This is a genomic window from Actinomycetota bacterium (assembly GCA_016700055.1).
Lineage (GTDB): Bacteria > Actinomycetota > Acidimicrobiia > Acidimicrobiales > Ilumatobacteraceae > Kalu-18.
Map to the genome: position 1 here is coordinate 604,640 of CP064997.1, position 14,255 is coordinate 618,894.

Annotated in this window: 9 protein-coding genes; 3 read left to right on the forward strand and 6 right to left on the reverse strand. The window is 64.5% G+C overall.

Annotation, left to right across the window (positions count from 1 at the left end; translation table 11 throughout):
* Positions 1-7: 7 nt before the first annotated feature.
* Together IPM43_02970 and IPM43_02975 are read left to right on the forward strand one after the other, a co-directional pair.
* A complete protein-coding gene (locus IPM43_02970) occupies positions 8-715 on the forward strand; it encodes a VIT1/CCC1 transporter family protein (protein QQS25356.1) in 708 nt (235 codons plus the stop codon).
* A gap of 82 nt (positions 716-797) precedes the next feature.
* Positions 798-2,285 (forward strand): trypsin-like peptidase domain-containing protein, encoded by a 1,488-nt coding sequence (locus IPM43_02975; protein QQS25357.1) that lies wholly within the window; start codon positions 798-800, stop codon positions 2,283-2,285.
* Positions 2,286-2,397: 112 nt separating this feature from the next.
* Here IPM43_02975 and IPM43_02980 read toward each other — a convergent pair whose 3' ends face one another.
* From IPM43_02980 to IPM43_02995, 4 genes are all read right to left on the reverse strand, one after another.
* Positions 2,398-4,962 (reverse strand): restriction endonuclease, encoded by a 2,565-nt coding sequence (locus tag IPM43_02980; protein ID QQS25358.1) that lies wholly within the window; start codon positions 4,960-4,962, stop codon positions 2,398-2,400.
* A complete protein-coding gene (locus tag IPM43_02985; GenBank protein ID QQS25359.1) occupies positions 4,946-6,535 on the reverse strand; it encodes an Eco57I restriction-modification methylase domain-containing protein in 1,590 nt (529 codons plus the stop codon). The genes IPM43_02980 and IPM43_02985 overlap by 17 nt, the downstream gene beginning before the upstream one ends.
* Positions 6,532-7,233: an N-6 DNA methylase gene (locus tag IPM43_02990; protein QQS25360.1), complete on the reverse strand. Its 702-nt coding sequence runs from the start codon at positions 7,231-7,233 to the stop codon at positions 6,532-6,534. Before IPM43_02990 ends, IPM43_02985 begins: the two co-directional genes overlap by 4 nt.
* 376 nt (positions 7,234-7,609) lie before the next feature.
* Entirely contained in the window at positions 7,610-9,496 is a 1,887-nt protein-coding gene (locus IPM43_02995; protein QQS25361.1) for a hypothetical protein, read from the reverse strand.
* 664 nt (positions 9,497-10,160) lie between these two features.
* Here IPM43_02995 and IPM43_03000 point away from each other — a divergent pair.
* On the forward strand, positions 10,161-12,332 hold the full coding sequence (locus IPM43_03000; protein ID QQS25362.1) for a nicotinamide-nucleotide amidohydrolase family protein: 2,172 nt from the start codon (positions 10,161-10,163) through the stop codon (positions 12,330-12,332).
* A 22-nt stretch (positions 12,333-12,354) separates the two neighbouring features.
* On the opposite strand, the gene IPM43_03005 is transcribed toward IPM43_03000, so the two are convergent.
* Both IPM43_03005 and IPM43_03010 read right to left on the reverse strand, forming a co-directional pair.
* Positions 12,355-13,080, reverse strand: a complete 726-nt coding sequence (locus IPM43_03005) for a hypothetical protein (GenBank protein ID QQS25363.1) — start codon at positions 13,078-13,080, stop codon at positions 12,355-12,357.
* Positions 13,081-13,203: 123 nt separating this feature from the next.
* Entirely contained in the window at positions 13,204-14,166 is a 963-nt protein-coding gene (locus IPM43_03010) for a hypothetical protein (GenBank protein ID QQS25364.1), read from the reverse strand.
* Positions 14,167-14,255: the final 89 nt, after the last annotated feature.

A 14,255-nucleotide genomic window follows, 5' to 3' on the forward strand; every position in this document is an offset into this window, starting at 1 on the left:
GGTGGTGATGGCGTGGAGTTCGGTGGCAGGCCCGTGGGCGGACCTGCGCGAGCGGCTCCGCGACGCGTCTGCGCACCGCTCGTGGACGATCGATGCAAACGACGGCATCACCGCCACGGCCGGGCTCTTATTGGGCTTTGCCGGGGCAGGCGCGTCAAGCCGTGTGCTCTTGTTCACGGCAGCGGCGGCGACGATCGCCGGCGGGCTCAGCGTGGGCGGGGCCTCGTGGGCCGAGCAGGCAGCCGAGCGGGACGCACAACTGCTATACGCGAGGCGAGAGAGCGACGACCTCGCGGCGAATCCAACTGCGGAGATCGAGGAGTTGGCGCGCCACTGGGAAGAGCGCGGTCTCACCGCCGAGACCGCTCGAGAGGTCGCGCACCAACTCCACGCACATGACGCCCTGGCCGCGCAGCTCGACTGGGAGTACGACTTCGCCGAACCGGTTCCGGCGACCTTCCCGCTCTGGTTCGGTGTCGGCTCCGGCGTGGCGTACATGCTCGGCGCAGTCGTGTCGTTGCTGATCATCTACTTCACACCGGTCGACGTCGAGCCATGGGCGATTCTGACTGCCGTGACGTTCACCTTGTGGATGTCGTCGATCGTGTCCTCACGGACCGGGCAGCTGATGCGGCGCCGAATGCTGGCGCGCACCCTCGTGGTTGGCATCCTGACGATGGCCGTGAGCTACGTGGCCGGCGAACTGCTCCTCTGACACGCGCGCCGGCATCGGGTGTAGCTCGAACACGCTGCTCCGCGTCGGATCGCGCGATAGCTGCACCACTACCCTGTTCGACGTGGGCGAACGCTTCACACGGTGGAGCTCGCTTGCCGCGGTGACCGTCTCGCTCGTGCTCGTGGGGTGTGCTTCAGGCCAGGACTCAGACACCGCTCCCGCCCCCGTCGAGCCCGGTGCGCCGCTCACTGCGGATGACCTCGCCGAGTTCGGCGGCGTTGCGGTCATCGACGTCGCCTCGCGTTGCACGGCGACACTCATCGAGACCGGCGTCGACAGCGCCCCGGCCTACCTGCTCACGAACGGTCACTGCGTCGGGCTCGACAGCAGCCCAGCAAACCGCACGATCGTCGACGCCGAGGCGTTCGGCGACGCCACGTTCTTCCAGACGAGCGACACACCGGACGCCGACCGCCTCCGCGTGCCGGTGGTGCGGACCGAGTACGCAACGATGCGCGGGGTGGACCTCGCGATCGTGCGGCTCGACGCGACCCTCGGCGAACTGCGCGCCGACCATGCGATACCGCTGCCGATCGCCGCGGAGCCTGCTGCTGCGGGCGCGAAGGTCGTCAACATCGCGGCGCCGACTCAGGGACTCGACGACGACGAGTGGGTGCTACGTCGAGGCGACTGCAAGATCGGCAACACCACCGATCTCATCGAGTTCACGTGGTTCTGGTTGGATGCGCAGTCGAACGATTGCCCTGGCGTGCTGGGCGGATCGTCCGGCTCGCCGCTGATCGCTGCCGGCGTCGTGATGTCGATCATCAACACGACGAACACCGGCGTGCCCGAGGGTCGCGGCGACACGTGTTACCTGGGCAAGCCCTGTGAGGTCGACGGTGCAGCGGCCGTCTCCATGCCCGAAACGAGCTACGGGGTGGACGTGGCAGGGGTCGGATCGTGCTTCGTCGACGGCGTCTTCGTGCTCGGCGCGCCCTGCCCGCTCGACGTTTCGACGCTGTGGGACATCGCAGGCGGGGGGATCTTCGGAGCCGACGGGGTCGACAGTGGCGGACTGACGCCGCAACTCAAGCTTCGCAGCGATTCCGACGTCGACGTCGCCGTGTCCGCCGCCATCCCAATCGGCGAGGCGTCGCGGTGTGCGGACGCCTCCACGTACGCAGATGCCGAGCTCGTGTCGGTCGCTGCGGACTCCGAGGAGGCGGTGATCGTGCCCGTGCCGCTGCCGTCCGAGCACGGGTTCGTACTGCTGTGCGCCGCGGTGCCGGGCGAGGAGGCGGTCGCGGCTCGATTCGTCTACTCGATCGACACGATCGCACCGACCGACGGCCCCAGCCTGGCAGTGGCGAAGAACGACGACGGCGTGATCATGGTGGATCCGCGCTTCGCGATTCCCGACATCGCCGACATCCACGTGCTCTTCGGCGATCCGAGCACGACGGACTGCGCCAAGCGCTCCGAATACCGTCCCTACCTGCGACAGTCCTTCTTCTTCGACCCCGACGAACAGCCCGTCCGGTTCCGCGCGGTCGGGTTCGACATGGCCGGAAACGAGTCACCGGTAACCGACGAGGTGCTCGAATGACGAGGCCCACGACGGCGATCGCCGGTGTTCTACTACCGGCTTCTCGAGGGTGGCCAGGAGTAGTCCTCGCGGTGGTGAGCAGGTAGATCCGCGGTGTCGGCCGTCTCGATTGTCAGGTCTCGTGGTTCTCGTCATTCGGCCCGTCGATCGCGACGACGGTGTCGTAGAGCCCGTACCGGCGCAGGGCAGGATGCGAGTCGATGCCTGTGTAGGACAGCGAGGCGTCCTCGTAGCGTCGGAACGCGAAGACAGCTTGGTTCATGTGCAGTGAGTTGAACACGCCGAGCGACACCAGCAGGTGGAAGTCGTCGACCGAGAGACCGGTGACCTTCTTGAAGAGGTCGGGCTCAAGCTTCGTGATCACGTCCTGCAGTGTGTTCTCGCGGTAATCGGTGAGGTACATGAAGGCGGGGATCCGGGTGGCGAACTTGATCAGCTTCTCCTGGATCTGCTTGCGCTTCGACTTGTACTCCTTCTCCTCCTCCGTGATCTGCTTCTTCTCCTTCGAGGTCAGGCTCTCGCCCTTCGACTTCTTCGTCTCCTTCACCCACTCGCTCTTGTTGACGACCGTCTCGAAGATGCCGCTGCCCAGCGCGCGGAAGCCTTCGATGTTCAACACTGCGTCCATCGCGGCTTGGTTGTTCATGATCTTGCGGAGTGTGAGATTGTCGACGTTCACGAGAAGCGCCGACTCCCACTTGCGGGCGAGCAGCGTGGCTGACGTGCCCGACAGGGCGATGTCCAAGATCCCGCCGGCATCGACCTGGGTCATGTTCGAGCCGTCGTATGCCAGCACCGGGAGGAACTTCACGAGCTCCTCGACCGCCTGTTCCGGGTTCGGCGTCTCCGGCGAAAGACCCGCGCCGTAGTCGGCGATCTGGCGCAATGCCCGCGTCGGCGCGAAGTCGAACACGAAGCAGGCGGGCTTGATGACTGCTTCTTCACTGGGGTCGTCGCCGTTCGGATTCTTGATGGACCATGGCGACTGCACCCTGAACGCCGCCTGGAAGTAGGTCTCCGGCGACGTCAGGTTCCGAAGCATCAGGATCGAAGACCACTGCGGCACTGTCACGCCCGTCGTCAGCTTCCCGCACGACAAGGTGATCGTCTTGGTGTCGAACCCGGAACTGATCGCCTTACGCACCGGCGGCAGTGCAGCGAGTCCGATGCCCGCATCCGCGCCCGCGGCGTTCAGCACCTCGTAATCGCGCCAGAACACGTTGTGCTTCTCCCGCAGCAGGTTCGCCATCGCGTGGCAGGCGGCGACGCTCGGAAGGAACCAGAAGGAGTGCTGCAGGTACGGCAGGAGCCGCACGTCGGAGTAGGGGAACGGCGGCCGCGTGCCCGACTTGAGGGCGCTCACCTGCGTCGGCATGTGGGCACCTCGGATGATGTCGAGCCACTTCTGCACATCAGTCTTGTGCTTGAACTCGGCGCTGGCGCCTCGTCCGCTCGCTTCGAAGAAGGCATTGAGGTCGAACTCGTCGAACTCGCCTTGGCTGGCGATCGTGATCAGCTCGTCGGGCATCTGGTAGGTGAGGAGCCGCATCTCCGGCAAAGCCGCGTAGGGGTTCCACTCGTCAGGGTGTTCGGCGGCGAACTGCTGCTTGGAGCGTTGCTCGTCGGTGTAGGTCCAGTTGAAGATCTGTTCCTCGATGAACTCGCCAGTTGCGAGCGCCTTGAACGGCGTACCGGACAGGTACAGGTACGCGCGCGACGTGATCGGCAGGAAGTCGGCCTCGTTGCCGGAAAGCTCCTCGAGACCCTCGTCGAACTCTTCCAGCACGGCGGCGTACTCGGCTGCGAGCTCCTTCTGTGCGACCTCGACGTCTTCGCCCTCGAACAGCTCCTTGGCGTTGTCGCGCCAGGCACCGAAGTGGTACTCGTCGAAGATCACCAGATCCCAGTTGACCCAGTGCAGCCACTCATTCCTCGGCTTGATCCGCCCGGTGGCTCGGTCCCTGCCGAGCAGATCCTGAAATGAACCGAAGTAGACGAGGGGTCGCTTCTTGTTCGCCTTCATCGGATCGCCACCGTTCGCCTTCGACAGGTACTGCCACCCGTTGAAGTCGACGTGCGTCAGAAGGTCGGTTTCCCAGGCATCCTCGACCGCGGGTTTGAAGGTGACCACCAGGACGCGCTTCGCCCCGAGGCGCTTCGCGAGCTGATACGCAGCGAACGTCTTGCCGAACCGCATCTTGGCGTTCCACAGGAACCGTGGCACGGCTTCATTGTTCTCGTCCCAGATCGACTCGTAGTAGGCGGCGGTCTTGTCGACTGCGTCGGCCTGCTCGGCGCGCATCGGGAAGTCCTCGTGGTGTGTGCCTGCCAGCGTTTGGCCGGTTCGCAGCTCCTTGATCGCGGTGAGCACGTCCTCGGCAGTGCATCGCATCCACTCGAGTTCGACGTTCTCGAACCCCTTGGCCTTCAGTCGTTCACGCACCGCGCTGTCTCGAAAGTACGTCCCGTCATCGCGATCGGCCGGTTCATCCACCCCCAGCACGTACGCGAGCTTCGCCTGCCCGTGCGACTGCTTGATCCGAATGTTCACTTCCTGGGTCGTCTGGCCGACCTTCAGACACCCCGCATACTTCGGGATGTCCGGCGTCGACCATGCGTAGATCCGAAGCCGGGCCTCGGGACGATCGGGAAGCAGCTCGTCAATCGGTCGGCTCATCACCCGTACCCATCGGTCGGATCAACGACTCGATGTAGGCGATCTCGTTATCCGTGATGCCATACTTGGCATACAGCTCCTCACTTGTCCAGACGCGATCCCACGTCTGCTGCGGAACCCACAGGTAGGTGTCGGCTTTGGTGTGTTGAGTAATCTTGCGAAGCGAAACGAGGAAGCGGAGAAACCGCGTACGGTAATAGCTCACGACACTCTCGGCCTCTTCTCTGGTCTCCGTCTTCACGAAGAGGAACGACTGCGTACAGACCGACGGCCCGTCGGCCACCCACGGTGGTCCGAGCACAAGGTCGACACCATTGCGCTCGCGCTCACGCCCCGATCCCGCCTCTGGGATGAGCGCCTTGAAGCCGTCGATGGCACCGTGGTTCGTCGTTACCTCGTCTCGAGATACCCACGCGGTGAACCTGCCGTTCGGGCTTGTTGCATAGAACCTGATATCACCGCTGTTCGGCGCCTCTCGGTACCCTGCGTAGTTCGAGACAAAGCCGAACGCCGTTCTGGCGGAGAGAACCCGGGCCAAGGAAGGTTCTCCCCTGCTCAGAACCTTGTGAAGGATGCTCAACGCTCGGTCGTCTCGAACGAACACATCGAACTCGTCGAGCGAGCGACTCGTCGGGCCGATCGCCTGGCCCGCTCTCACTGTTGTCACGTTGCACGTTCCGTTATAGGTCGAATCCCACAAGAACCAACAGGCTCCGCCATTGATCCCAACAGAGGAAAACACCTCGGCCGCGTTCGGGTAGTCGACAAGAACTCGGATCCGAGTGTCACTCAGCATGGCTTTTCGGAACTCGGCCAGCCCAAGCCCACCGGCCATCCACCGCGACGGAACAACCATGCACAGATAGCGCGGTTCCAGGTGCTTCGCCTGCTCAACGAAGTGGTGGTAAATCGGCACGTCGCGCGTACCGCCATCAGAACCGAGCTGATACGGCGGGTTGCCAATAATGACGTCGAACTTCACGCTGTCTCCAAAGATATCGGCGATTGTGGCCTTGATGTCGTGCGTGTGGATGAACGCGTAGGCGTGCGTCTCAAGGTCCCCGCTCCGCCCGTACTCGCCCTCCGCCGCGTTGCAGAACCTGCACCGACCACCAGCCCAGGTGTGCTCCATCCGTTCGTACCATATGTTCCCCGACGCGGAGTGGAACGACTTGGCGATTGAGTGCTTACCGTTGGCCAACTTCGAGCAGTAGAGGCTGCGGCGAGCGAGCAGGCTGGTCAGCTCGGTGATCGCGATGCCGTACACCTGCTTCGTAAGGATGTGGTCCACTCGCTCGTTCAGGTCCGGCATCTCGTACGCCAGCCCAGCCACGAGGCGCTTCGTGATCTCGCGAGTAAAGACGCCTGACTTCGTGAACGGATCGAGGAAGCGGAGGGTCGGGTCCTCCCAGATGCTCAATCCGCCGTTCGCCTGTCGCCAGGCTCGCTCAAGTGCGTCGAGCATCTGGTTCGCCAGCTCGGGTGGTGTGAAGACCTCATCGTTCGACAGGTTGGCGATGCACGTCAGCACGTCGGGGTTGCGTCCCTGAAACGCGAGCGGAGCCCTGCTCATCGAGCGATCTCCACCACCGTCATGGACGGGTAGGTACGCGTTGGGATGAACACGTCGTGCTCCTCAAGTTCTGCGAACAACGTCCCTTCGATCGACGAGCGCTGTGTGAGGGTGTCGAATCGGAAGTCTCGGCGCTGGAACCTGCCCTTGCCGAGGTAGCCCCACTCGGGGAACATGATCGCCTCGCCCGTCGATGTCGTCATGTCGAGTGCGTTGCCTTGGACGATGTTGGCCTCGACAACGACCTGGGCCGCCCCGAACCACTCGTCCCCGACGCCCTTGCCGAGGTAGTCGAAGAGCGTGTGGAGGAGGTTGACACGGCATTCGGCGGCGTTGTCTGGCAAGAGCTCGATGCCGTAGATGCACATCAGCGCAAGGAGCGCGTGATGGCGCTTCTCGAAGTCGCTCCTGCCGAACCGCTCGTGAACCGTCGCGAGCTTCCGGCGGAGGACCGGGACGAGGAAGTTCCCCGATCCACACGCTGGTTCGAGGAAGCGCGCGTCGATCCTCTCCGACTCTCCTTTGACAAGATCCAGCATCGCCTCAACAAGCCAAGCCGGTGTGAAGACTTCTCCATGGTCCGCTACGCGTCGACGCGACTTGACCAACGCCTCCCCAGTGCGCTGCGCCAGTCCAGCGGGGCGGTCTTCTGGTGAGCGGCTCGTCTCAGCGCCCGTTTCCTCGATCGACCCACCCATCGCCTCGATGGTAGTTGCGGGCTGGCTCCGGCCGGCGCCTACCTGAGCTGCAGTGCCATGGGTGATCGTTCACGCTGAGTCATTCCTCCGGGAGGGGCGGCCCGTCACCAGTTCTTGCCGCTTCCGCACCCCACCAAAGTCCCGCACCGTCTCCGAGCCCCTCGCCCGGCCCGCCCGGCAGCGTCGTGGCACCCCCTCACCGGGGTGCTGGTCGCCGCTGAACGCTTGGGCAATAGCCGCGGTCCTGGTCACCAGCCGGGAACACGCGTGTGCTGCCGTTTGCCCACGTCGCTGACAGCCTGTCGACTTCTCGCGACCCTGGCGGCACGATTCGCAAGGCCTCGTTGGCGCGATCCTCGAGGTTGGCCACCCCCAGTCAGCGTTGCTGATCTCCACGCGGCTTGTCGGGATCGAAACCCAGTCGCCGGACGACATCGCGAAAGGTGGCGTCGACCGACTCGCGTATCCGAGCTGGCCGACGGACATCGCCGCTGATGCCAATGCTCAGCAAGTAGTTGTTGAGAGGAACATCTTGAAGCTCGGAGGCCTGCCATTCCTGCAGCAGCCTCGCAACGTCGTAGCCGTGCTCGTGGAGGCCCTCGATTTCGTCCACGTCCTCGAGGTCAAGTAGGCAGAGTCCACTGATACAGGCATCGGTGAAGAATCCCTCCTGCCGTAGCCGCTCTCGAATGTACTGATAGCTGAGCGGATTGACGGGAAACCCACCACCGACAACCAGTACGGGTACGAGGACAGGCACATGTCCTCGCCTTGCGATGCGTGTGAGCGGCTCCTCGTCCTCGAGGAAGCACATCATAGCGCCATCTATCTGTCGACACTTGCCGATGACCAGACGATCGAAGTCGGTCTCAAGCTTTGCCAGATCGGCGAAGACACGTGCCTGAACCGACAGGCGCCCGCTGACGACTTCGACAAACAGCAAGGCGCCTCCGACGTCGACGATCGCATCGCAGCGAGGGACTCTCGGCCCGTACGCGGACTTCAAGTCGCCCTCGGTGTAGTAGTTGCTGCCTCCGGCAAGGTCGATCGGGGCGAGCCGCCGAAGTGACGTCTCGACCAACTCCTCGACCATCGAACCGAATGCTGTCCGAAACGATTCAGCCTCACACTCGGACCTCTGCTTCAGTGCGTCGTGGACGTTCCAGAACAGTCCGGATGTGCAACGCCTCCAGAGCATCTGCTCATCGAGAACGATGACCCCGCCCTCGACGCCGAGAACTGGCCTCGACTCAACCGCGAGTAGATCGAACTCCGATACCGGTGGCCCGAGAGTTCCGAGGCTCTCCTCCAACTCCTGTACGAGGAACGCATAGCATCGGTCCCGGATGTCATCCGGTACTGCAGGATCGATCGACCGTTTGAGCTGGACTGGTTTACGGGGTTCCCACGTTGTCACATGGGCCATCAAGGCAAATCCGATCGCAAGTGCATCTTCGATCTCAACTCCGACGAATCTCTCGAACAGGTCGGCAGCCGGCGCGCCCAGATCGCGGACTGTGTGTAAGCCGAACTCGCGCCACAGTCGGATCGTCCGGTCCATGGAGGCGTAGACGTCCTCCTGGCTTCCCAACGCCCCCAGGTTCATCAACGCCAGCATCATCCGACGGTTCGCTAGCTCCGGTTCAGAATCGTCGATGCTCTTCCGGCTGAAGAGCTTCACCCCGGCGAGGTGGACGAAGAGGGTGGCGTGAAGCGGCGTGGTCTTGTCGTCGAGCGGTTCTGCGCGAGGCGGGACACCGATCAACCACCGCAGAGACAGCAGCACGGGCTGAGGAGCGACGATGAGGCGGCCCAGCCCACCCGTATTCGCATTCATGGATGCCTGGAAGCGATCGCGTACATCGGGCGCGAGCGCTGAGCTGAAGCCGGCCGTCAACTCGGTTCGACGTTCCGCATTCCCGATGATGCGGTTGACCGCTACGGTTGCGCGGATCAGCGACGGTCTCCGATGCTCGTCTGCGGCACCCTCCAAATCCAGCCGATCGGCGAAGCCGGGCAGGTACTCCTCGAGGGTCACGTAGGTGCCGACGAAGGCGTGAAACGCCGGCTCCGCGCTTGGTACCCAGAAGCCCGATCTCGTGTCGCGTCCGCCCAGCTGACCGAGCGCCTGGACCGCGCTACCTGTGAGATATGGGATGCCCTCCTGGGGAACGAACAGGAAATCGTCGTGAATCCCGGACCCACTACCCAGAAGGCTGCTCGGCTGATCCAGCTCGCGTGAAGGATCACCACCGGAAATCACGACAGCACCCCCCGTAGCAGTGAATGGCAGCGTCGGGAGGCGCAGCTCCCTGAGTCGAACAGCTCCGGGGTCGCAGCGTCATCTCGTCGCTCTCGCTTCACTCCTACCGCATGAGGATGCGAGAGCGTTGGCGATCGTGGCAGAACGGACTGCGAGATCCCACATCGCACGTGTCGCCTTCAACCAGGACGGCAACGCGACCGCTTGCGGGTCGGGCCGATCACGGTCGACGTGGCGAGGTTCGGACGGAGCCGTTTCCCGACTGTGGATGCAAATAGGCCGGCTCAACGACGACGAACCTCATTTCGACATGGCGTGAACGTCTTCCATCTCGACGAGAGTACGGCGAGGGTGTGGCAACCTACGTCCGAGCACCCGGAAGGGTCGGCGCGTTGCATGAGATCGCGGGATCCGTGTCGGCGACCACGCCGAGACGCACCGCATCGGTCATTGGTGTCTACCACGAACCGGGAGCAGCTCAGGTAGTGGTCCGTGACGTTGCGATAGGAGTCTGAGACCTGTCAAGTGAGTGGAGCGAGCACGAGGTCGCGAGGGCCAATAGCCCGTCCGCCTGGAAGGACAGGCTATAGACGAACACAACCGTTTCCCTAAGCGTGATCGCCAGGTGTCCACATGATCAGACGATTGGTGGAAGGGCCCGGTAATGCAGGATGAGGATGTTGCGAATCAGGTCGCGCAGCTCCTGGACGGTCGCTGCATCGCCACCGCCGAGTCGTGCACAGCCGGCCGAATTGCCGAGGTGCTGGCGTGCGTGGCACAGGCGAGCGATTTCCTGCGCGGCGGTGTGGTCGCCTATCAGGAAGCGGTCAAGCGCGAGCTGTTGGGAGTGACGGCGAAGTCGGTGCTCACCCACGAAGCGGCCGAGCAGATGGCGGCGGGTGTTGCTCGGCCAATCGACGCGCAGGTTGCGGTATCCACGACGGGGGTAGCGGGCGACGAGATGGAAGATGGCACGCCGCCCGGAACGGTGTACATCGGTACCGCTGTCGACGGCACAGCCCACAGCAGAGTCCACCAGTTCGACGCCTCGCCCAAAGAGGTCTGCGACCGAGCCCGGCGCCAGGCCACTGCTCGACCTCGCCGATGCCCTGACGAACCGGGTGTAGACGTTCGTTCACGAATACGCTCCTTCGGTGAACCTGAGGCGATGCGTCTGATGCCGTGGCGCGGTTGGTTGCGGACGCCAGGCCTGCGCCAGGACGCCGAGGCGGGACTCGTGCTCGGGGTGCAGTCGGTGCCCGACGGTCTGGCGACGGGGCTCCTGGCGGGGGTGAATCCGCTGGCCGGCCTGTACGGGTACTTGGCCGGCACGGCCACGGGGGCGTTGTTCACGAGCTCGGCATTCATGGCCGTCCAAGGGACGGGTGCAATGGCGATGGTGATCGCCGATGTGGCAGCGATCCGCGAGGCGGACAACCCTGGGCGGGCCCTGGTGACGTTGTCGGTGCTCACCGGTGCGGTCATGTTGGCCGCTGGGTTGTTCCGGCTCGGGACCGTGCTCCGGTTCGTGTCGAACGCAGTGATGGTCGGGTTCATCAACGCGGTCGGGGTGAACATCGTGCTCGGACAGCTCTCGAACTTGACCGGCTACGAGGCCGACGGCGGGTCTCGTGTCGTCCGGGCGGTCAACACGCTGCTGCATCCTGGGCAGCTTCATGGTGGGACGCTGGCGGTGGGCCTGGTGACCATCGTGCTGATCGTGCTGCTCGAGCGAACGCGGCTGGGTGCGATGGGGATGGTGGTGGCTGTCCTCGTCACCTCGCTGGCGAGCGAGGTGTTGGGGTGGAGCGACGTGGCGACGTTGCGAGATCTCGGCATCGTGGCCGATTCGCTGCCCACGCCGGAGTTGCCGCTGTTGCGGCTGGTACCGGTGTTGATCGTGCCGGCGCTGTCGTTGGCGTTCGTCGGTCTGGTGCAGGGTGCAGGAATCTCGGCGAACTTCACCAACCCCGACGGCAGCTATCCGGATGCCTCGCGCGACTTCGTCGGCCAAGGCGCGGCAAACGTCGCCTCGGGACTGCTACAGGGCATGCCGGTCGGTGGGTCGGTGTCGGCATCGTCGCTGAACAAGGCGGCCGGTGCGAGATCCCGCAGGTCGCTCTTGTTCGCCGCGGTGGTGATGGCAGTTGTGATCGTCGTGTTCGGAGAGGTCGTCGGCGGGGTGGCCATGTCGGCCCTGGCCGGGCTGCTGATGCTGATCGGGTACCGCACGGTGAAGCCGGCGGACCTGCAGTCGGTGTGGAAGACGGGCGCCGTACAGAAGGCCGTGCTCGTAGTGACGTTCGCGTTGACCATGGTGATTCCGCTGCAGTACGCGGTGCTGGTCGGGGTGGGGCTGTCGGTGGTACTCCATGTCGTCCGCCAGTCGAATCAGGTCACGATCCGCCGGCGAGTCCGCGACGCCGATGGACACTTGATCGAGGTCGACCCGCCGGCGACGCTGCCACCAGCAGAGGTCGTGGTGCTGCAGCCGTACGGCAGCCTGTTCTTCGCCGCGGCACCGGTGTTCGAGGCGACGCTGCCGGCGGTGGGGGACGCATCGCGTGGCTCGGTGGTGATCCTGCGGCTGCGCGGGCGCAGCGATCTGGGAACCACGTTCATGGACGTGTTGCACCGGTACGCACTCGCGCTCGCCGCGGTCGGCAGCAAGCTGATGATCGTGTCCGCGAACGACCGCATCATCGAACAACTGCAGGTGACCGGCATCACCGACACGATCGGCGCGGCCAGCGTGTACCCCGGCGACGAACGCGTCGGTGCCGCGGTCGAGCGCGCCTATCTCGACGCCGAGGCGTGGGTGGACGCCAACCGCTGACGGACGTCGCCGCCCCGCTCGGTCACTCGGCCGGCGATGTTGGGCCGAGATCGAACCCGTGTGCCGGTGGCCGCACGATCAGCACGACGCTCACGAGCGCGATCCAAGCCGGGAACACGTAGATCGTCGGTTGGGCGATGGTGACATTGACGAACTCGACGACGCCTACGACATAGGTGAGCCACACCAGCCAGCGGGGCAGCGCACCGGTGGCACGGCCGAGCCCGGCAGTGGAGAACATCACCAATGTCGCAACGCGGGGGGCGAAGACCGACAGCATCGTCGCGGCCGCAGCGCGGGACATCGACGATGCTGCGGGGTCGGGCGTCTTGTTGCCGATCTCGAGCAGCACCGACGGCGCGGCGAGCAGCGCCGCCCCGACGAACAGCACACCGGCAATCAGCACGCTCGCGCCGAAAAAGACCGTGCCGAACAGCTTCGGCTCGAATTCGCCGATGCGATGGCGAATCACTCCGACGAACCACATGAAGGCGACCGTTGCGAGCACCAGCACCTGCAGCATGACAACCGCCGATCGGCCGTCGTCCGGGTCGGCGTAGTACTCGGCGATCACGGCGTCCGATGCGTCGAGGTCGGGTGAGGCGAGCAGACCGCGCAGCGCGATCGACCAGCCCGCTGCGCAGATGAAGCCGGCAACGGCCGCGGCCTCGATCGACACGAACCGTCGGCGTACCCGAGGCGACACGAACAGCGGGTCGACCGGGGTCGGGTCGGCATCGGCGGTCAAGGTCTGCTCCCTACCGACTATGGAAACGGAGTAGTTCGGCCACGACACCGCGAACTGTAGACAGTCGGAAACCGAGTGATCGGTGACCCCTCGACACCCCGCCGCGATCGGTCAACAGTTCGGTCAGCCGTTGGGCTCGTACCAGGTCGCCCATGCGTCGAGGTTGTCCACGATGAGGTCGGCGCACTCGGGTGAGCGTGTTGATGCGCAGCCTGCGTCCGCATACTCGTCGGCCAGTTCGCCCCCTTCGGCGAAGAGCCTGAAGCTGTCAAGGAGCTCGGTGTCTTGCGGGTAGTCAGCTTCGTACCAGGGCTCTTCATTCGGGCCAGCCGTGAGCGTGCCGTACATGAGGACGAACTCTCGGGCGGTCTCCGAGGGCGGCTTGCCGACCGCGCTGTTCATGGCATTCGCGTAGTGCACCTCGCAGGAGAGACGCTGATGCTCCCCGCCAGACGAGGTCTCACAGTCTTCGACGGAGACCTCCGCACCCAGGATCGACTCGTACGCGGTCGTTTGAGCCGGCAAGGACGATGCCGTGCAATCGCTTTCGCCCCACGACAGGAGAACGGCTGCCTCACAATCCCCTCGGTACCAGGACTCCACCACGGTCTTCACCCGATCTGCCGGCTCCAGCGTTTCGCGCCACGCCGCCCAGGCGTCGAGGTTCTCCAACTGGATGGTGGCGCACGAAGCAGGGAACGGGCCATAGACGCAGTCTTCGTAGCCGTCAAAACGACCTTCGCTCGCGAGGAAGGTCCCCATCTCGATCAGCAGTCCCGAGTGCTCGGTGAATCCGAACTGCGTGATCACCCCGTCCTCGACCACGACCGGCCACACGTCATGTCCGCCGCCTTCGCCGATCGCATCCGTCATCGCGTTGCGGTACGGCGTGCTGCAGCTGAACGACCCGGGCGTGCTCTCCGTGCAGCTCAGGTCCAATTGCCCACCTATGGCCGCCTGATAAGCCGACTCGGCGCGTATCTGGTCGTCGGTGCGGTCCGCGAGCTCGAACAACTCGGCGGCCCGCTCCGCGTCCCCGGAGTAGAACGCAGCGACGCCGGCTTCGATCACCTCGAGACCGGCCATGGTGGGCTCGCTAGTGGCAGGGGCGGTCGTGGCGGGTGCTGTGGTTGTTGCATCTCCCCCGCTCCCGCACGCCGTCATCACGAGCAGAG

Bases quoted from the DNA above. Each gene is read 5' to 3' on its own strand.
- IPM43_02970 (QQS25356.1), top strand. From the start codon at position 8: ATGGCGTGGAGTTCGGTGGCAGGCCCGTGGGCGGACCTGCGCGAGCGG.
- IPM43_02980 (QQS25358.1), bottom strand. From the start codon at position 4,962: ATGAGCCGACCGATTGACGAGCTGCTTCCCGATCGTCCCGAGGCCCGG.
- IPM43_02985 (QQS25359.1), bottom strand. From the start codon at position 6,535: ATGAGCAGGGCTCCGCTCGCGTTTCAGGGACGCAACCCCGACGTGCTG.
- IPM43_02990 (QQS25360.1), bottom strand. From the start codon at position 7,233: ATGGGTGGGTCGATCGAGGAAACGGGCGCTGAGACGAGCCGCTCACCA.
- IPM43_03000 (QQS25362.1), top strand. From the start codon at position 10,161: ATGCAGGATGAGGATGTTGCGAATCAGGTCGCGCAGCTCCTGGACGGT.
- IPM43_03010 (QQS25364.1), bottom strand. From the start codon at position 14,166: ATGGCCGGTCTCGAGGTGATCGAAGCCGGCGTCGCTGCGTTCTACTCC.